This is a genomic window from Flavobacterium cupriresistens (assembly GCF_020911925.1).
GTDB classification, from domain to species: Bacteria; Bacteroidota; Bacteroidia; order Flavobacteriales; family Flavobacteriaceae; genus Flavobacterium; species Flavobacterium cupriresistens.
In genome coordinates, this window is the sequence record NZ_CP087134.1 from 1,631,064 (window position 1) to 1,649,375 (window position 18,312).

The following is an 18,312-nucleotide window of genomic DNA, read 5'->3' on the forward strand; positions in this document are numbered from 1 at the left end:
ATAAAAAATAACCCGTTGCGTGGAATTAATTGGAACACATAGAGACATACTTAGGAAATTAAAATCTATGTTTCTATGTGTTAAATAACATTCAACGAGCCAAAGAATAGAAAGAATCTGAACATTACAGATTCTGAATGCCCCCAAATGAATTAACCTATACAAATGAAAAAAATCTATTTCCTTTTTTGTCTGATCTCTTTTACGATGCAGGCAAAATATTATGAAGCTGTTCTGACTTTTGAAAACGGAACCGTTAAAAAAGGGTTCGCCGAACTTGTTGAAATAAACAGTTCTAAAGTTAAATTCAGACTTACTGAAAAAGGAGATACAGAGAAAATTTTGAGTGAAGAACTCAAAAAAGTGGAGTACGTTGACAAAGACGGAAATAAGTATGAAGCAGAAAGATTGTTTGTGCTTCAGGATAAAGGAGAAAAGGGAGTAAAAAAAAGCTCCGATAAATCTTGGTTGTACGTGATTTATTCGAAAGGAATTAAACTAACGGTAGATGCGCTTCAATCGACTCTTAGGTACAATCCGGCTACAGGAACTTCAACAGGTTCAGGTGGCGGTACAATGCTGTACATGGGAAAAGAGAAGGAAGATGGTGTATTTTATGTTTATATGTTGTCAGCAATGATGTCTGTGAATGTAGGGATGGATAAGGCTGTGAGGAATATCGCAGGTATTCAGTTTAAAGATTGTCCTGCTTTTTTGGAAGCGGTTAATAAAGAAAATTTCAAAAAGAATACTTTGGCCGGTCGTATAATTGAACTTTACGAGACAAATAATTGTAATAAAAAAGAAGTAGCCAAAGTACAGGAGACAAAAGCAAAAGCAAAGACTAAAAAGAAATAAGTACGGAGGTTTTTGATTTTAGATTGAAGACTTTAGGTTTTTTGAAAGTTGTTGCGATTTCTATGATAGAGAATTATGATGGTTTGTAGAAAACGGATCTGAAAAACAGCTGCGAATTGCTTCGTGGTTTGGGTTTAGTTCTGAGGTTCTTTTGAAAAGACAGACCGGACTACATATTTAAATAAAAAAGAAAAAAAATGATACCATTAAACGAGCTTGTTATTTTTATCCTGGCGGCTTTATTACTTGTAATTACACCGGGACCAAATATGATGTATTTGATTTCGCGCTCTATTACTCAAGGTAAAAAAGCGGGAATACTATCGTTGGCAGGAATTATTTTTGGTTTTTTTGTTCATATTATCATGGTCTCTTTTGGAATTACAGCGCTACTTTTTGCTGTTCCGATGGCGTATAATATTCTTAAAATTACAGGAGTTCTCTATTTGTTGTACTTGGCGTTTCAGGCGGTGAGACCAAACGGAAAGAATCTCTTTCAACCGAATGAAAACCTTTCTATAGATAAACCAAAAAAGCTATTTAGTATCGGATTTTTAACAAGTGTATTAAATCCTAAGATTGCGGTGTTTTATTTATCGTTTTTTCCTCAGTTTATCAAACCGGCCTACGGATCGATTATGACACAGAGCCTGGAACTTGGTGTAACACAGGTTTTGGTGAGTTTCACGATTAATTTTATAATCGTACTAACGGCAGCAAAAATAGCTTCTTTTTTTGCTAAAAAACCAATGTGGCTAAAGGTTCAGAAATGGTTTATGGCAGGAGTTTTAACGTCAATGGCAATTAAAATGGCCTTTTCGAAAGCAAAATAATTAAAGTAAAGATTAAAATAAAAAAAAATGAAAGTAACCTTAAACAGAGTAAATGACGCATTTCATTTTAAAATAAAAAATGAGCGCGGTCATGTAATCGATGTAGACAGCAGGGCAGAATTTGGAGGAAGTGATTTAGGCGCAAGTCCAATGGAGCTTGTTTTAATGGGTGTTGCAGGATGCAGTGCTATCGATATGATTTCGATTTTAAAAAAACAACGTCAGGAAATAACTTCTTTTGATGCTGAGGTAGAAGGACTTCGCGTTCAGATAGACGAAGCAAAACCTTTTAAAGAAATCAATGTGGTTTTTTATTTAAAAGGAGACATCAATCCGGAAAAGGCCTATCGTGCTGCACAACTCTCTTTTGAGAAATATTGCTCCGTTGCCAAAACGGTTGAGCCTACTGCAACAATAAAATACAAAGTTGTTTTAAACGACAAAGAATTAGAAAATTAGTCAATTAGAGAATTAGATAATTTTGACTAGCTATTAAATAATGAAAGGCTATTGAAAGATATTTTAAAATCTTTGGTGCAACTCAGTGTTTGCTTTGTGTGACGCTGTGAAATAGTCCTCTGAAAAACAAAAAAAAATGAACGAACAAGAATTTGGTTTCGAAACACAAGCCATTAGAACACAATTAGAGAGATCTCAGTATTTAGAACATTCGGTACCTTTGTACCTGTCGTCAAGTTTTGTATTTGAAGATGCAGAGGACATGCGTGCTTCTTTTACAGAAGAAAAAGAAAGAAATATTTACAGCCGTTTCAGTAATCCAAATACAACTGAATTTGTAGATAAAGTGTGTAAAATGGAAGGGGCAGAAGCCGGTTATGCTTTTGCAACCGGAATGGCAGCAGTGTATTCTACTTTTGCGGCTTTATTAAATGCGGGGGATCATATTGTGTCGGCAAGCAGTGTTTTTGGTTCAACGCATGCGTTATTTATGACTTATTTCCCGAAATGGAATATTGAAACTTCTTATTTTGACATTAATAAACCGGAAAAAATTGAAAGTTTCATTAAACCGAATACTAAAATATTATATGCAGAGTCGCCTACAAATCCAGGAGTAGATGTAATTGATCTGCAGTTGTTGGGTGACATCGCTAAAAAACACAATTTAATTTTAATCATTGATAACTGTTTTGCAACGCCATACCTTCAGCAGCCTATTAAGTTTGGAGCGCATTTGGTAGTGCATTCGGCAACGAAATTAATCGACGGTCAAGGTCGTGTTTTAGGAGGAGTGACCGTTGGAAGTGAAGATTTAATCAGACAGATTTATTTGTTTTCAAGAAATACCGGTCCTGCTTTATCTCCGTTTAATGCCTGGATTTTGTCAAAAAGTTTAGAGACGCTTGCAATTCGTGTAGAAAAACATTGTGAAAATGCATTAAAAGTAGCGGAGTTTTTAGAAGCGCATCCAAATGTGAATAGTGTGAAATACCCGTTTTTGAAATCACATCCACAATACGAAATCGCCAAAAAACAGATGCTTTTAGGAGGTAATATTATTGCATTTGAAATCAAAGGAGGAATCGAGGCCGGAAGAAAATTTCTGGACAAAATTAAACTTTGCTCTCTTTCCGCTAATATCGGTGATACCAGATCAATTGTAACGCATCCGGCTTCAACAACGCATAGTAAATTGTCTGAAGAAGATCAATTGGCAGTTGGTATTACACAAGGTTTAGTGCGTGTTTCTGTAGGTTTAGAAACCGTAAAAGATGTAATTGCAGATTTAGAGCAAGCGCTTTCTTAAAAGTATTATAATTTTAAAAATCTAAAAGGCTATCTGTTTTACAAATGAATAGCCTTTTTTAGTATCTTAAATTTAGTTTTTAAAACATGATTATGGTAAAACCAAGATTGTTGCTCTTGTCTGATTTATTTGGGGGTGAAAGCCCGGAATGGATAAAACCGTATAGTAAAACCTTAGCATCTAAATTTGATGTTCACTATTATGATGTTCTGAAATTAGGCGGAATAAATGTTTCTGATTGCGATGAAAGTGGTATTCACAGTCAATTTTTAAAGGGAGGAATTGATAAGGCAGTTCAAACTTTATTGGATTTTGAAAAAGAAGAAGTGACTATTTTAGGCTTTAGCATAGGAGGAACAATTGGCTGGAAAGCTTCTTTGCTTGGTTTAAAAGTAAAGCAGTTGGTTGCGGTTTCGTCAACTAGATTGCGTTTTGAAACGGAGACTCCTAATTGCAAAATCAAGTTGTATTTTGGAGAGAATGACCGGAATAAACCGAATGCTGAATGGTTTTCGGATTTGAATGTTTCAAATTATGTTTTCGAAAATCAAGAGCATCAGTTGTATTTAATAGAAAAGAATACGGTTGTCATTTGCAGTGAATTTTAAGTTGATTTTTCTTTCTTTTTCATAATTGTTTATACAAAAAGTATATTTTTGTCGCGAACAAAACATAACCTTAATTAAAACCAATTATAACATGAGTAACACTACTTATATTCTTGATGACAATTTAATAGCTTCTAATGGAAGTCGTTTCTTAAATTACATTTTAGATATCATTTTTATTATGCTTTCTGCATTTATCTTAACTTTTATCTTTGCGATTTTGTCCAATCTGTTAGAATGGGATGGCCTGAATGAATGGTTGATTAACATGAGCGATCTGGAGTCACAACTTGTTTTTGTAATAATATCGATACTTTATTATGTGTTTACAGAAGGTCTTTTCGGAAGATCAATAGGGAAATTTATCACGGGAACTGTTGTCGTTGATGAAAATGGTGAAAAACCGGGTTTTGGAGCAATTTTTAAAAGAAGTCTATCTCGCTTAATCCCTTTTGATGCTTTTTCTTTTTTAGGCAGCAGAGGTTGGCATGATTCTTTTTCAGATACTTATGTAGTCGGTAATAAGGCTTTAAAAGAAAGCATAAAAACATTTAAAGAATTTGAATTAATCGGAGTTAAGGAAAACGAATAATAAGTTCGTCAGCGTCATACTTTTTATTCTTTTGTTATTCTTATAGCAATAGCTTATTTTTGCTGTTGAAAAATATGCTGTCATTTTAGCACAAAAAATCTAAAATCAACATTCTAAAATCTTAATAAGTGCTTTCAAAGAAAACAAAATACGGAATTAAAGCTTTGACGTTTTTAGCAAGACGCGAGAATAATGATCCTGTGCAAATTGCTGAAATTGCAAAAAGCGAACATATTTCGATTAAGTTCCTGGAGAGTATATTATTGCTTTTAAGGAATTCCGGTTTCTTGGGAGCAAAAAAAGGAAAAGGAGGCGGTTACTATCTTATCAAAGATCCGAAAGATATTAGCATGGCCAAAGTATACCGAATTTTGGAGGGACCGATTGCACTACTTCCGTGCGCAAGTCACAATTTCTACGAAAAATGCGATGATTGTGACGATGAGTCTACCTGTGCTGCCCGTCGTTTAATGACGGAAGTGAGAGATAATACATTAAAGATATTAGAAAGTAATTCCTTGGCGGATATCGCTTTTTAGAACACATAATTTTTTTAAACCATATAAGTGATGTAAGTTAATATAAGTTTAGTTTAAATGAACTTATATGACTTATTTTCGATCAATTCTAAAGCTGACAGGTTTTTAAAACCTGTCAGCTTTAATTTTTAAAAACGGAGGAAACTAGTTTGTTTGGAACGTATAATTTTTTAAACCATATAAGTGATGTAAGCTAATATTAAGTTTAGTTTGAATGAACTTACATGACTTATTTTCGATGAATTCTAAACCTGACAGGTTTTAAAAACCTGTTAGGTTTAATTTATAAAAACAAAGGAAACTAGTTTGGAACATATAATTTTTTTTAAACCATATAAGGTGATGTAAGACCATATAAGTTTAGTTTAAATGAACTTACATGACTTATATGGTTTAATATCGCCAAGTAGGAATCAATAAAAAAACCATTTCGTTGAGCGGACTCACTGAAATGGTTTTTTGGGTATAGAGAATTTTTTTCTATTATTTTTAGGAAAATGAAATAGTAAAAGACTTAAAAAACTAATTTGTAGCCTACCATAAACAACATTATGGCAATGGCGTTTCTAAGGAATAAATCAGGCACTTTTCCGCTTAACATGCTTCCCATGTAAATTCCGGGAAGGGATCCTAGTAGTAATTGGCCCAGTAGTCCCAGATCTAAATTCCCCATTGAGGCATGTCCGATTCCTGCAACAAGAGTTAAGGGAACGGCGTGGGCGATTTCAGTTCCAACCAATTTCGGAGTTGGCAAAAGCGGGTATAGAAAAAATAAAGTTACGGTTCCCAGTGCGCCTGCACCAATCGAAGTAAGTGTTACGGTGGCGCCTAATAATACACCAATAGCAACCGTTAAAATATTCTGAGTAGTGCTTTCATAGTGAAATTTATCCCCGGCATGTTTTTGAGAAAATTGCATGATCTTCTTTTTAAACAAAATGGCTATCGAAGTAAAAAGCAAAGCCCAGCCCAAGCTGTATTTGATTAAGGCATTTAAAGCGGTAACATCGGTTTTGATGCTTTCCAATATCCATAAAGTTAATAAAGCCGCCGGTACACTGCCTAAAGAAAGCCAGCCGGTGATTTTCCAGTTGATGTTTTTCTTTTTATTGTGAACATATACCCCTCCCATTTTGGTAAAAGCAGCATACAATAAATCGGTACCTACAGCGGTTGTTGGTGGAATGCCAAACCATAATAAAATAGGAGTCATGAGCGAACCGCCGCCAACACCAGTCATTCCCACCACAAAACCAACGAATAAACCTGCCACTACAAGACCTATCTGAAAATCCATAAATAAAAAATTTTGCCAAAAATAAGAAGTAATTTATAATAATCCTATCGATGTGGTAGACTATTTTAGAAGTGCTTGTTAAATCTTTGTTTTGTAATTGTTTGCGTGTTTTAGAGTTTTTAAATTTACCTTTATTTTATCAAAATAAGTAAGTTTTGTTTTAATTGTTTGGGATGCGGTTGTTAATTAAAGTAAAAAATCAAAATATTGTTTTGTTATTTACAAATAAATACTAATTTTGCATAGTAATCTAGTAAGCCGATAGGGTAATGGATTTTTTAAAAGAAATATGGAAAAAGGAATAGAAGTACGTACAGTTGCATTAAAAGCCGAAGTGTCTTTAAAAGAAAGATTATGGGTGCTTGTACCGGTTGTATTGTTAGTAGGTCTGCTGCTAACACTTGGTTACAATCACTATGCTGAGTTTTCCTGGAATGGATTTGTAGAAGGTCTTAATCAGGAGCTTTTAGTTTTTTTTCTAATTGGTGTTTTTGCCCAATTGGTAGACGGAACTTTAGGAATGGGATACGGAGCGACTTCCACTTCTTTTTTATTAGCCTACGGAGTGCCACCGGTAATTAGTAGTACAGGAGTTCATGTTGCCGAAATGTTTACAACAGGAGCATCAGCTATTTCGCATCACCGTTTTGGGAACATTAATAAAAAACTGGTAAAGAATTTATTGATTCCGGGTGTTTTGGGTTCAGCTATAGGAGCATATTTATTGTCAGATGTAATTGACGGAGAAGTTATAAAACCATTTATCGCCGTTTACATGATCGTTTTGGCAATAATTATTATTAGAAAAGCATTGTTGAAAAACATCATTAAAAAGAAAACTAAAAAATTAGGTTTTTTGGCCACTTTTGGAGGATTCATGGATGCAGTAGGTGGCGGAGGCTGGGGACCAATTGTAACTTCTACCTTATTAGGAAGAGGGAGAAACCCGAGATACACGATTGGATCTGTAAATGCTGCCGAATTTGCGGTTTCATTTGCAAGTGGTATTACTTTTATGCTTTTTGGAGGAATCCACGGATGGCAGGTTATTATAGGACTAATTTTAGGAGGGGTAATTTCTGCTCCATTAGCGGCTTATTTGGTCAATAAAATTAAAAGAAAACCAATGATGATCGCAGTGGGAATACTAATCATTTTATTGAGTTTAAAAACATTGTCTAAATTATTGTAAAATATTTTAGAAAGGGAAAGAGAATATGAGCACAGCAATTATAGCGTCATTAGAAGCAAAAACAAAAGATTTTTCACTGGAAGAAACATTAGCTTTTCTGGCTGAGGAATATCCGGAGAAAGTTATTTTTTCAACTTCATTTGGACAGGAGGATCAAGTAATAACTGATTTTATCTTCAAAAATGATGTGGCAATCAAGGTGTTTACTTTAGATACCGGAAGATTGTTTCAGGAAACATACGATGTTTTTCACAGGACATTAAAAAAATACAAAAAACAGATCGAAGTTTATTTTCCGGAAGCAGCAGCAGTAGAAAATTTACTTCAGACAAAAGGACCAAACAGTTTTTATGATTCGGTTGAAAATAGAAAAGAATGCTGTTTTATTAGAAAAGTGGTTCCGTTGCGAAAAGCTTTAGCAGGAAATTCAGTTTGGATTACAGGTTTAAGAGCTGAGCAGTCAGAAAACAGACACGACTTAAATCTGTTTGAATACGATGGAGGTTTCGAAATTATAAAATTCAATCCCCTGTTAAAATGGACTTTAGAAGAAGTGGAGAATCATCTGAAAGAATTTAATGTCCCACAAAATGCCCTGCACAAAGAAGGTTTCGTAAGTATCGGATGCGCGCCTTGTACAAGAGCAATTTTTCCCGGAGAGGATATCAGAGCCGGAAGATGGTGGTGGGAATCAAGCCATAAAGAGTGTGGTTTGCATGGGGCTAAGAAAGAGTAAAGAGAATAGAGCAAAGAATAAAGAGAATAGATAGTAATAGTTTACGAGATTTTAGGAGTAATCAGACCCCTGAAACTTGAAACATTAAACAAAATACAATGAGTTCAGTATTAAAAACAAACGCTTTAGAGAGCGAAGCAATATACATTTTCAGAGAAGTAATTTCACAGTTTGACAAACCGGTTTTGCTTTTTTCTGGAGGAAAAGATTCTATAACCTTAGTACGTTTAGCGCAAAAGGCATTTTTCCCTGCAAAAATTCCGTTTCCTCTTTTGCATGTTGATACAGGACACAATTTTCCTGAAACAATTGCTTTCAGAGATAAATTGGTTGAAGAATTAGGATTAGAATTAATTGTTCGTAATGTTCAGGATGCTATTGACGAAGGAAAAGTAGTAGAAGAAACCGGAAAATATTCCAGTAGAAACAGCTTGCAGACTACGACACTTTTAGATGCAATCGAAGAATTTAAGTTTGATGCTTGTATTGGTGGAGCACGTCGTGATGAGGAAAAAGCAAGAGCAAAAGAACGTATTTTTTCGGTACGTGATGATTTCGGTCAATGGGACGAGAAGAATCAACGTCCTGAATTATTTGATATTTTGAATGGAAAAATAGAAAATGGTCAAAACGTTCGCGTTTTCCCAATTTCAAACTGGACGGAATTAGATGTTTGGAGTTATATCGAGAAAGAACACATCGAGATCCCATCAATCTATTTCTCACATAAAAGAAAGGTTTTTTTGAGAGACGGTTTGATCTGGTCACATTCTCCTTTTGTGTACCAGGAAGAAGACGAACAAATCGAAGAACGAATTGTTCGTTTTAGAACCGTTGGAGATATGAGTTGTACTGCTGCTGTTGAATCTTATGCAGAGACCATTGAGCAAGTAGTGGGAGAAATCAGAACTTCTACTATTTCTGAAAGAGGCGCCAGAATCGATGACAAACGTTCTGAAGCGGCAATGGAGAAAAGAAAACAACAAGGATACTTTTAATTCAATTAAAAATTAAAAGTAGAGAAAAGTAAAATTCAAAAAAACAGACAGATTTATAAGTTTAAGAAGAACCTGAAACTTGAAACCTGAAACAAAACAATACAGAATGGACGTTTTAAAAATAGCAACAGCAGGAAGTGTAGATGACGGGAAAAGTACTTTAATCGGAAGGTTATTGTATGATACAAAATCATTGACAACAGATAAAATCGAAGCAATCGAAAAAAGCAGTAAACAAAAAGGATACGATTATCTTGATTTTTCGTTAGCAACAGATGGTTTGGTGGCAGAAAGAGAGCAGGGAATCACGATTGATGTAGCACATATTTATTTTTCGACTGCTAAGAAAAGTTACATTATTGCCGACACTCCGGGGCACGTAGAATATACCAGAAACATGGTTACGGGAGCTTCGACTTCACAAGTTTCGATCATTTTAATTGATGCCAGAAAAGGTGTTATTGAGCAAACATACCGTCACTTTTTTATCAATAATTTATTGCGTGTAAAAGAGGTAATCGTAGCCATCAACAAAATGGATTTAGTGGATTATTCGGAAGAAGTTTTCAATAAAATCAAAACCGATTTTCAAGCTTTAAATGCTAAAAGTACTTTCAAAGAACAAAATGTAAGTTATATTCCATTAAGTGCAATCAATGGCGGAAACGTAGTCGATAAATCAGAAAATATGACTTGGTACGACGGACAAACGGTTTTGGAGCATTTAGAAGGTTTGCATTCTCATGATGTTTACGAAGCTGGAAAAGCACGTTTTCCGGTTCAGACTGTGATTCGTCCTAAAACAGAAGAGTACCACGATTTTAGAGGTTATGCCGGAAAATTATACGGAAACTCAATTAAAGTTGGGGATGCAGTAACTGTTTTACCTTCATTAACAGAATCAAAAGTGAGCAAAATTCACTTTTTCGATAAACAATTTGACGAAGCCGTTGCAGGTTCTTCGGTTACAATCGAATTAGAAAATGATATCAATGTGACAAGAGGTGATATGATTGTAAAATCATCAGAACTTCCAAAAATTGAAAAAGACATCAACACAACCGTTTGTTGGATGGACAGTAAAAAACTGGTTCCGGGAACAAAATACATTGTGCAACACAACACAAACCGTGTTCTGGCAAAGGTAGAAAGTATCAAAAATACAATCGCAACCGATTATTCAGGAACCACTCCGGCTACACAGTTAGCGATAAATGAAATTGGAGAAGTAAGCATTAAATTAAGCAAGCCTTTATATTTTGATGCTTATAACGATAATAAATCAAACGGTGCTTTTATCTTAATTGATACCGCAACCAACACAACTGCAGGAGTAGGATTTATTCGATAGATGCATTAGGCTTTAAGCAATAAGCCTTAAGCGAAAAAAACAAAGTTAAAAAAGCTCAAAGCGCATAGCCTAAAGCCTAAAGCAAAAAAGAAAATGGAAAGTTTTAGAACAGAAATAGAAAATCCGATAGTTCAGAAAGAAATTATCGATCTTGAAAAAAAGATTCACTTATTCCGTGGAGGAAAAATTGATGATGAGCGTTTTCGTAGTCTTCGTTTAGCACGAGGAATTTACGGGCAACGTCAGGAAGGCGTTCAAATGATTCGTATTAAATTGCCTTATGGTAAAGTAACGAGCGAACAGTTGGTACGTATTACGAAAGTTTCAGATGAATATTCTACAGGTCGTTTGCATATTACAACGCGTCAGGACATTCAGATTCACTATGTAAGTCTGGACCGAACTCCGGAACTTTGGGCCAATCTGGCTAAAGATGATATTACGTTGCGTGAAGCTTGTGGTAATACCGTTAGAAATATTACAGGAAGCGAATTAGCAGGTGTAGATGTAAACGAACCATTTGATGTTTCGCCTTATGCACACGCTTTATTTCAATACCTGTTAAGAAATCCTATTGGTCAGGAAATGGGACGTAAATTTAAAATTTCGTTCTCTTCTTCTGACGAAGATACGGCTTTGAGTTACCTGCATGATTTAGGATTTATTCCAAAAATCGTTGACGGACAACGCGGTTTTAAAATCGTTTTTGGTGGTGGATTAGGTTCACAGCCAGCTCACGCTGAATTGCTTTCAGATTTTGTACCGGCAAACCAAATCATCCCAACAGCAGAAGGGATCATTCGTATTTTTGACCGATACGGAGAACGTGCCAAAAGAATGAAAGCACGTATGAAGTTTTTGATCAAAGAAATGGGTAGAGATGTCTTTTTGGATTTAGTCGAAAAAGAGAAAAAAGCACTTGCTTTTCAAACCTATGAAATTGATACTACTGCTTTTGATGGTCCAATTCCAGAACCTTTGTTAGAAGTTCCGCAAGTTGCTATTGAAGATACGGCTGCTTATGAATTGTGGAAAGAATCAAATGTAATTGCACAAAAACAAAAAGGATATTATTCGATTGGAATCAAAGTTTTATTAGGTGATTTTTACACAGATAAAGCAAGATTACTAGCCGATTTAATTAAAAATTATGCAGCAAATGAATTGCGATTTTCATTACGCCAAAATATAGTACTTCGCCATATAAAAGAAGAGAATTTACCTTTCTTTTATCAGGAATTAGCCAAATTGGACTTTGTTCATTTAGGCTATAATTCTACGGCGGATATTACTGCGTGTCCAGGTACTGACACTTGTAATTTGGGGATTGCGAGCAGTACCGGGATAGCAGAAGAATTAGAAAGAGTGATTAATGCAGAATATCCACAATACAGAAACAACCGCGAAATTGAAATAAAAATCAGTGGTTGTATGAATGCTTGTGGACAACATAATATGTCAGCCATTGGTTTTCAGGGAATGTCGATAAACTCCGGTAAATTGGTAGCGCCGGCCTTACAGGTTTTATTAGGCGGCGGAAGATTAGGAAATGGAGAAGGACGTTTTGCTGATAAAGTAATCAAAATTCCAAGCCGCAGAGGACCAGATGCCTTGCGTACTATTTTAAACGATTTTGATACCCATGCAAACGGACAGAAATTTCTAAATTATTACGATGAAAAAGGAGAAAAATACTTCTACGAAATATTAAAACCTTTAGCAGATGTAACCAATTTAACAGAAGGTGATTTTGTAGATTGGGGTAATGCAGATAATTATGTAAAAGCAGTTGGAGTTGGAGAATGTGCCGGTGTTGTGATAGATTTGGTTGCTACTTTGTTATTAGAAGCAAAAGACAAATTAACATTCGCACAAGAATCATTCGACGAAGGAAAATGGTCTGATGCTATTTATCATGCTTATGCAGGATTTGTAAATGGGGCAAAAGCCTTATTGCTTTCCGAAAATGAAAAAACAAACAATCACGCAGGAATTGTTGATTTGTTTGACAATGTATTTGTTGTAACGGCTAAAATTAAATTGGCAACAACATTCAAAGAATTAGTATATCAAATCAATCAGACAGAGCCTTCAGAAGCTTTTGCAAAACAATACATTCAGGAAGGAATTGCTTTTTTTGATACCATAGAAAAATATAGAGCTCAAGAATTAGAAAATGCTTAATACAATCAAACCCAAAGTAACTTTAGTAGGCGCCGGTCCCGGAGATCCGGATCTGCTTACGCTAAAAGCCGTTAAAGCACTTGCTGAAGCGAATGTGGTTTTGTATGATGCATTGGCAAACGAGGAAATTCTTTCTCACGCTTCAAAAGATGCGATTACGATTTTTGTCGGAAAAAAAATGGGGAACCATGCCTATACGCAGGATCAAATCAATCAGTTGATTGTAGATAATGCCTTAACGTATGGAAATGTAGTACGTCTGAAAGGTGGAGATCCCTTTGTCTTCGGACGCGGAAGTGAGGAAATTGAATTTGTAGAAAGTTTCGGAATCCCAACTTTTGTTGTTCCGGGAATCTCATCGGTAGTTGCGGTGCCTGCCAGTCAGGGAATTTCGATTACCAAAAGAGGTGTTTCAGAAAGTTTTTGGGCCATTACAGGAACAACATCAGACAGGAAATTATCTTCAGATGTAGCATTGGCGGCGCAATCTTCTGCAACCGTGGTAATTTTGATGGGAATGCATAAATTGTCTCAGATTATCCATTTGTTTCAAAAAGAAGATAAAGGAAATTTACCGGTTGCGATTATTCAAAACGGAACCACTGCCGACGAAAAAGTAGGCGTAGGAACGGTAGATTCTATTTTGAACATTGTAAAAGAAAAAGGATTAAGTTCGCCTGCCATTATCGTTCTCGGAGAAGTTGTCCGCGAAAGCAATAAACTAAAAGGATGCTACGAAGAATTTCTATCAAAAGAAATCATCATGTAGCGTAGGGCGTCAACCCGACAAAAAATAAAAAGATCAAAAGAATTATTTTCGCCAAAAGAAATCAAAGAAATTAATTTGTAACGTAGGGTTTCAACCCAACGAATGAAAGGCAATAAAAAAAAGATTCAAAGAAGCTTTTCTACCAAAATAAATCAAAAAAAAATAATTTGTAGCGTCGGGTTTCAACCCGACAAATGAAAGGCAATAAATAAAAAAGATTCAAAGAAGCTTTTTTTATCAAAAGAAATCAAAAAAAATAATTTGTAACGTAGGGTTTCAACCCTACGTATGAAAGGTAATAATTAAAAAAGAAATAAATGTATACCGTCGGATTTCAACCCGACAAAAATGAGCAATAAGCCAAAAGAAATTGCACAATAAAGAGAAAACATCGTACTTTCATGCGATGTAAAGGAATTAAAATGGAACAAAACGAATTATATCCAATATTTTTAAAATTACACAATCTGAATGTTCTTATTGTGGGCGGTGGAAATGTTGGACTGGAAAAGCTTTCTTTTTTATTGAAATCGAGTCCAAATGCCAATGTTGAGGTGGTGGCAAAACACTTTCATCTTGAGATTAAAGTTTTGGCAGAAAATCATCCTTCGCTTAAGTTGACCCAGGCGAAGTTCAAAAAAAAGATGCTCAAAAAACGCAATATGGTGATCGCCTGTACTGATGATTTAAAAGTCAATAAAAGAATATATGATTTATCCAGAAAGCGCTATTTGATTTGCAATATTGCCGATACTCCGGATTTGTGTGATTATTATTTAGGCGGAATCGTAACCAAAGGAAATGTAAAAATTGCCATTTCGACCAACGGAAAGTCTCCTACCACAGCCAAAAGGCTAAGAGAGCTTTTTGAAGAAGTGATTCCGGACGATATCAATAAGATGGTTGAAAACCTAAATGAATACAGGAAAACGCTGAAAGGCAACTTTGAAGATAAAGTTAAAAAGATGAACGAGATTACCGCTTCATTAAAAAATAAAGAGTAAAAAAAACAGAAGAAATGAATGATATAAATCATTGAAAATAGAATAAATTATTCGTTTCTTTGCATTATTAAGAATGATTATAAACAACAGTGTAATGATTAAAACAGATATACTAATTATTGGAGCAGGACCAACAGGTTTATTTGCCGTTTTTGAGGCAGGATTACTAAAATTAAAATGCCACATTTTAGATGCACTGCCACAGGCAGGAGGACAACTTTCAGAATTGTATCCAAAAAAACCTATTTATGACATTCCCGGATTCCCGGAAGTATTAGCAGGGGATTTAATTGATAACCTACAGGAGCAAATTAAGCAGTTTGAGCCAGGTTATACTTTAGGAGAGCGTGCTGAGACCATCGAAAAACAAGAAGACGGAAGTTTTATCGTTACTTCAAACAAAGGAACCAGATTTCATGCGCCGGTAATTGCCATCGCAGGAGGATTAGGAAGTTTCGAGCCTCGTAAACCACTTATAGAAGATATCGAGTTTTATGAAGATAAAGGAGTAAAATACTTCATTAAAAATCCGGAAAAATTCAGAGATAAAAAAGTTGTCATTGCAGGAGGAGGAGATTCAGCATTAGACTGGAGTATTTTCTTGGCCAATGTAGCTTCAGAAGTAACTTTAATTCACCGTAGAAATGAATTTAGAGGAGCTTTAGATTCTGTAGAAAAAGTACAGGAATTAAAAACGGCAGGAAAAATTAAATTAATTACTCCGGCAGAAGTAATCGGAATCAATGGTGCGGAACATGTTGAATCTTTGGACATCGAAGAAAACGGAGCACACCGTAAAATTGAAACAGATTATTTTATTCCACTTTTCGGATTGACTCCAAAATTGGGACCAATCGCAGACTGGGGATTAGAAATTGAAAAAAATGCGATTAAAGTAAATAATGCATTAGATTACCAAACCAATATTCCCGGAATTTTCGCTATCGGAGACGTTAATACGTACCCGGGGAAATTAAAATTAATTCTTTGCGGATTCCACGAAGCGACTTTAATGTGTCAAGCGGCTTATGCAATCATTAATCCAGGTAAAAAATACGTTTTAAAATACACTACCGTTTCCGGTGTTGACGGTTTTGACGGAACTCGTAAAGAGGCCCCGAAAGCAGTTGTTAAGGCAATCGTGTAGTTTATGATACTGATTTTCTCTCCCGATAGCTGTGGGATAGAGATTTTTAGATTTTAATTTGTAAAGCTCAAACTTGTAATTATAGTTTGAGCTTTTTTTTTATTTGTGTCTTTGTTTATATAAAAGTTTAATTATTATGGATTTAGAAGCGAGAAAATATCAGTTTATTCAGCAATTGGGTAAGGTTGAAGAGGAGCGTGTTTTAGAAAAGCTGGAATCGGTTTTGAAAGCAAGTCAAAGTGATTGGTTTGATGCGTTATCCGAGGCAGAGCAAGCAGAAATTCAAATTGGACTGGATCAGGTGAATAACGGAGAATTTACAAGTCATGAAGAGGTTATGAAAAGATTTTCAAAATGGCATTAAAATTTATTTGGACACCACAGGCTATTAAAGGTTTTAATAGTGTTGTTGATTACTTGGAAGCCAAATGGACAGCAAAAAGAAATCTTGAACTTAGAGATAAAAAGCAACACATTACATAATAAGCTACATCTTTTTTTGAATAAATTTTAAACTCTTTTAAATTATGCAAAAGAAGAAAGAAGTACACTGAATTTTTACATGTAAAATTAAAAGTACTTCATCTTAATCGATCAATATTTCAACATAAGGAATCCGTTTTTGTCAGCGTTTTTACTATTTCAAATCCGTATAATCCGCGTCCAATTCTACATAATCTTTGCATATGGTGATTGCAACTTAATTTCACACGCGGATTGAACAGATTCGTTATCACGAAGACACGGATAAAACGGATTTAAAATTCTTTCCAATGAAATTTAAATAGGCACTTAGTTTCCAAAATAAGTAAAGAATTTAAATCGTATAGAAATTATTAATTTTAGAGGAACAAAACAGAATCCTAAAGATTAAAAATAAATTTCCAGCGTAGTGTTTTAGACCCGAAGACCCTTAGAATCTTAGCTCCTCAGACCCTTAGAAACTTAAATAAAAAAATAGCGTTAATACTTGCAAGTATTAAGGTTATGTCTTTACTTTGCACTGTTCATAATTTTATTGACAGTTATCACGAAAGGCGGAGGGAAAGACCCAATGAAACCTTAGCAACCCTTTATCATAAAGAAGGTGCTACATTCTACTTAATACCAACAAACACGGTATTTAAGATAGATAACACAAATACATAAAGTATTTCTCAAAACTTTTCCTGACAACCTTATAATATTATTTTACCGAATTCATTTTGGTATCATGAGCGAATCATTGACGTCTTTTTTGCCGTCAAGGGTTCCCGCTTTCTGTTGCAATCTTTTGTTTTTAAAGAAAAAACAAAAGGATTTCCACTTCAATCGGGGCTAAAGAGTCACAATAGTGAACTTTTGGAATTATTAATAAGAAGCTAAGCTGAAAGGTTTTTAAAACCCGTCAGGTTTAAATAAAATACGATATGTCAACAATACAAGAAGCAATAAAAAAAAATATCCTAATCCTTGACGGAGCAATGGGAACCATGTTACAACGCTATAATTTCTCGGAAGAAGATTTTCGCGGAGAGCGTTTCAAGGATTTTCCACATCCCTTAAAAGGAAACAACGACTTACTATCCATAACACAACCACAAGCAATTCGAGATGTTCACGCCGCTTATTATGAAGCAGGCGCGGACATCGTCGAGACAAACACTTTCTCGGGAACTACAATTGGTATGGCCGATTATTTTCTGGAGGATTTGGTTTACGAATTAAACTACGAATCAGCAAAAATTGCCAGAGAAGTAGCTGATGAATTTACCGCTAAAAATCCGGATAAACCTCGTTTTGTGGCCGGTTCGATCGGGCCAACAAACAGAACGGCAAGTATGTCACCTGATGTAAATGACCCGGGATACAGAGCCGTAACTTTTGATGATTTGCGAATAGCCTACAAAGAACAAGTAGAAGCCTTAATGGATGGTGGATGTGATTTGCTTTTAGTAGAAACGATTTTTGATACACTAAACGCAAAAGCAGCACTTTTTGCTATTGAAGAAGTAAAAGACGAACGCAATATTGATATTCCGATCATGGTTTCGGGGACGATTACAGATGCTTCAGGAAGAACACTTTCGGGACAAACTGTAGAAGCCTTTTTGATTTCAGTATCACATATACCGTTGTTAAGTGTAGGATTCAATTGCGCCTTAGGAGCCGATTTATTGAAACCGTATTTAAAAACATTATCACAACATACACAGTTTAATGTTTCAGCACATCCAAATGCTGGCTTGCCAAACGCATTTGGAGAATACGACGAAACACCGGAACAGACGCAAGCCTTAATCAAAGAATATTTAGACGATAATTTGATCAACATTATCGGTGGTTGTTGCGGAACAACTCCGGATCATATTCGATTGATTGCTGAGGTTGCGAAGGGGTATAAGCCGAGAGTAGCACCGGTTATTGCCTAATTAACAAGCATAAATTTTCTTGCTA

General features: G+C 35.2%; 19 protein-coding genes and 1 riboswitch. Of the genes, 18 read left to right on the plus strand and 1 reads right to left on the minus strand.

The features are described 5' to 3' along the window. Nucleotides 1–165: 165 nt before the first annotated feature. The 7 genes from LNP23_RS07320 to LNP23_RS07350 all read left to right on the plus strand — a co-directional run bounded on the left by LNP23_RS07320 (nucleotide 166) and on the right by LNP23_RS07350 (nucleotide 5,198). A complete protein-coding gene (locus LNP23_RS07320) occupies nucleotides 166–858 on the plus strand; it encodes a hypothetical protein (protein ID WP_230004427.1) in 693 nt (230 codons plus the stop codon). Between the two features lie 197 nt (nucleotides 859–1,055). Further along, nucleotides 1,056–1,691, plus strand: a complete 636-nt coding sequence (locus tag LNP23_RS07325) for a LysE family translocator (protein ID WP_230004428.1) — start codon at nucleotides 1,056–1,058, stop codon at nucleotides 1,689–1,691. A gap of 27 nt (nucleotides 1,692–1,718) precedes the next feature. Continuing rightward, entirely contained in the window at nucleotides 1,719–2,150 is a 432-nt protein-coding gene (locus tag LNP23_RS07330; protein ID WP_230004429.1) for an OsmC family protein, read from the plus strand. Between the two features lie 136 nt (nucleotides 2,151–2,286). Next, nucleotides 2,287–3,459 (plus strand): trans-sulfuration enzyme family protein, encoded by a 1,173-nt coding sequence (locus tag LNP23_RS07335; protein ID WP_230004430.1) that lies wholly within the window; start codon nucleotides 2,287–2,289, stop codon nucleotides 3,457–3,459. Between the two features lie 92 nt (nucleotides 3,460–3,551). Then, nucleotides 3,552–4,067, plus strand: a complete 516-nt coding sequence (locus LNP23_RS07340; RefSeq protein ID WP_230004431.1) for an alpha/beta hydrolase — start codon at nucleotides 3,552–3,554, stop codon at nucleotides 4,065–4,067. 91 nt (nucleotides 4,068–4,158) lie between these two features. Continuing rightward, the gene (locus LNP23_RS07345; protein WP_230004432.1) at nucleotides 4,159–4,659 is read left to right on the plus strand and encodes an RDD family protein; all 501 of its coding nucleotides are present in this window, start codon (nucleotides 4,159–4,161) and stop codon (nucleotides 4,657–4,659) included. Nucleotides 4,660–4,787: 128 nt separating this feature from the next. Next, nucleotides 4,788–5,198 (plus strand): RrF2 family transcriptional regulator, encoded by a 411-nt coding sequence (locus tag LNP23_RS07350; protein WP_047772871.1) that lies wholly within the window; start codon nucleotides 4,788–4,790, stop codon nucleotides 5,196–5,198. Nucleotides 5,199–5,712: 514 nt separating this feature from the next. Here LNP23_RS07350 and LNP23_RS07355 read toward each other — a convergent pair. Continuing rightward, nucleotides 5,713–6,495 carry a sulfite exporter TauE/SafE family protein gene (locus LNP23_RS07355; protein ID WP_047772875.1) on the minus strand — a complete coding sequence of 261 codons (783 nt, stop codon included), beginning with the start codon at nucleotides 6,493–6,495 and terminating at the stop codon, nucleotides 5,713–5,715. A gap of 289 nt (nucleotides 6,496–6,784) precedes the next feature. On the opposite strand from LNP23_RS07355, the gene LNP23_RS07360 reads away from it, so the two are divergent. The 11 genes from LNP23_RS07360 (at nucleotide 6,785) to LNP23_RS07405 (ending at nucleotide 18,287) form a co-directional block, all read left to right on the plus strand. Then, complete coding sequence (locus LNP23_RS07360) at nucleotides 6,785–7,687, plus strand: sulfite exporter TauE/SafE family protein (RefSeq protein WP_230004433.1); 903 nt, start codon at nucleotides 6,785–6,787, stop codon at nucleotides 7,685–7,687. A gap of 25 nt (nucleotides 7,688–7,712) precedes the next feature. Then, entirely contained in the window at nucleotides 7,713–8,423 is a 711-nt protein-coding gene (locus tag LNP23_RS07365; protein ID WP_047772879.1) for a phosphoadenylyl-sulfate reductase, read from the plus strand. Nucleotides 8,424–8,521: 98 nt separating this feature from the next. Then, nucleotides 8,522–9,421 carry a sulfate adenylyltransferase subunit CysD gene (gene cysD / locus LNP23_RS07370; RefSeq protein ID WP_047772880.1) on the plus strand — a complete coding sequence of 300 codons (900 nt, stop codon included), beginning with the start codon at nucleotides 8,522–8,524 and terminating at the stop codon, nucleotides 9,419–9,421. Nucleotides 9,422–9,527: 106 nt separating this feature from the next. Further along, nucleotides 9,528–10,772, plus strand: a complete 1,245-nt coding sequence (locus LNP23_RS07375; protein WP_230004434.1) for a sulfate adenylyltransferase subunit 1 — start codon at nucleotides 9,528–9,530, stop codon at nucleotides 10,770–10,772. A 93-nt stretch (nucleotides 10,773–10,865) separates the two neighbouring features. Beyond that, nucleotides 10,866–12,956 (plus strand): HEPN domain-containing protein, encoded by a 2,091-nt coding sequence (locus LNP23_RS07380; protein ID WP_230004435.1) that lies wholly within the window; start codon nucleotides 10,866–10,868, stop codon nucleotides 12,954–12,956. Then, on the plus strand, nucleotides 12,949–13,725 hold the full coding sequence (gene cobA, locus LNP23_RS07385; RefSeq protein ID WP_047772884.1) for a uroporphyrinogen-III C-methyltransferase: 777 nt from the start codon (nucleotides 12,949–12,951) through the stop codon (nucleotides 13,723–13,725). Before LNP23_RS07380 ends, cobA begins: the two co-directional genes overlap by 8 nt. A 422-nt stretch (nucleotides 13,726–14,147) precedes the next feature. Next, complete coding sequence (locus tag LNP23_RS07390; RefSeq protein ID WP_230004436.1) at nucleotides 14,148–14,729, plus strand: precorrin-2 dehydrogenase/sirohydrochlorin ferrochelatase family protein; 582 nt, start codon at nucleotides 14,148–14,150, stop codon at nucleotides 14,727–14,729. Nucleotides 14,730–14,823: 94 nt separating this feature from the next. Further along, nucleotides 14,824–15,876 (plus strand): NAD(P)/FAD-dependent oxidoreductase, encoded by a 1,053-nt coding sequence (locus LNP23_RS07395; protein WP_047773255.1) that lies wholly within the window; start codon nucleotides 14,824–14,826, stop codon nucleotides 15,874–15,876. Between the two features lie 136 nt (nucleotides 15,877–16,012). Beyond that, nucleotides 16,013–16,240: a hypothetical protein gene (locus tag LNP23_RS07400; protein WP_230004437.1), complete on the plus strand. Its 228-nt coding sequence runs from the start codon at nucleotides 16,013–16,015 to the stop codon at nucleotides 16,238–16,240. After that, nucleotides 16,231–16,359: a hypothetical protein gene (locus LNP23_RS22840; protein WP_255663745.1), complete on the plus strand. Its 129-nt coding sequence runs from the start codon at nucleotides 16,231–16,233 to the stop codon at nucleotides 16,357–16,359. Before LNP23_RS07400 ends, LNP23_RS22840 begins: the two co-directional genes overlap by 10 nt. Before the next feature lie 539 nt (nucleotides 16,360–16,898). Further along, nucleotides 16,899–17,015, plus strand: a riboswitch (SAM riboswitch). Nucleotides 17,016–17,285: 270 nt separating this feature from the next. Continuing rightward, nucleotides 17,286–18,287 (plus strand): homocysteine S-methyltransferase family protein, encoded by a 1,002-nt coding sequence (locus LNP23_RS07405; RefSeq protein WP_230004438.1) that lies wholly within the window; start codon nucleotides 17,286–17,288, stop codon nucleotides 18,285–18,287. Nucleotides 18,288–18,312: the final 25 nt, after the last annotated feature.

Excerpts from the sequence above, each read along its gene's own strand:
- LNP23_RS07335 (WP_230004430.1), top strand. The coding sequence starts at position 2,287 with ATGAACGAACAAGAATTTGGTTTCGAAACACAAGCCATTAGAACACAA.
- LNP23_RS07395 (WP_047773255.1), top strand. The coding sequence starts at position 14,824 with ATGATTAAAACAGATATACTAATTATTGGAGCAGGACCAACAGGTTTA.
- LNP23_RS07375 (WP_230004434.1), top strand. The coding sequence starts at position 9,528 with ATGGACGTTTTAAAAATAGCAACAGCAGGAAGTGTAGATGACGGGAAA.
- LNP23_RS07355 (WP_047772875.1), bottom strand. The coding sequence starts at position 6,495 with ATGGATTTTCAGATAGGTCTTGTAGTGGCAGGTTTATTCGTTGGTTTT.
- LNP23_RS07390 (WP_230004436.1), top strand. The coding sequence starts at position 14,148 with ATGGAACAAAACGAATTATATCCAATATTTTTAAAATTACACAATCTG.
- LNP23_RS07400 (WP_230004437.1), top strand. The coding sequence starts at position 16,013 with ATGGATTTAGAAGCGAGAAAATATCAGTTTATTCAGCAATTGGGTAAG.
- LNP23_RS07405 (WP_230004438.1), top strand. The coding sequence starts at position 17,286 with ATGTCAACAATACAAGAAGCAATAAAAAAAAATATCCTAATCCTTGAC.
- LNP23_RS07325 (WP_230004428.1), top strand. The coding sequence starts at position 1,056 with ATGATACCATTAAACGAGCTTGTTATTTTTATCCTGGCGGCTTTATTA.
- cobA (WP_047772884.1), top strand. The coding sequence starts at position 12,949 with ATGCTTAATACAATCAAACCCAAAGTAACTTTAGTAGGCGCCGGTCCC.
- LNP23_RS07360 (WP_230004433.1), top strand. The coding sequence starts at position 6,785 with ATGGAAAAAGGAATAGAAGTACGTACAGTTGCATTAAAAGCCGAAGTG.
- LNP23_RS07330 (WP_230004429.1), top strand. The coding sequence starts at position 1,719 with ATGAAAGTAACCTTAAACAGAGTAAATGACGCATTTCATTTTAAAATA.
- LNP23_RS07365 (WP_047772879.1), top strand. The coding sequence starts at position 7,713 with ATGAGCACAGCAATTATAGCGTCATTAGAAGCAAAAACAAAAGATTTT.
- cysD (WP_047772880.1), top strand. The coding sequence starts at position 8,522 with ATGAGTTCAGTATTAAAAACAAACGCTTTAGAGAGCGAAGCAATATAC.
- LNP23_RS22840 (WP_255663745.1), top strand. The coding sequence starts at position 16,231 with ATGGCATTAAAATTTATTTGGACACCACAGGCTATTAAAGGTTTTAAT.
- LNP23_RS07380 (WP_230004435.1), top strand. The coding sequence starts at position 10,866 with ATGGAAAGTTTTAGAACAGAAATAGAAAATCCGATAGTTCAGAAAGAA.
- LNP23_RS07345 (WP_230004432.1), top strand. The coding sequence starts at position 4,159 with ATGAGTAACACTACTTATATTCTTGATGACAATTTAATAGCTTCTAAT.
- LNP23_RS07340 (WP_230004431.1), top strand. The coding sequence starts at position 3,552 with ATGGTAAAACCAAGATTGTTGCTCTTGTCTGATTTATTTGGGGGTGAA.
- LNP23_RS07320 (WP_230004427.1), top strand. The coding sequence starts at position 166 with ATGAAAAAAATCTATTTCCTTTTTTGTCTGATCTCTTTTACGATGCAG.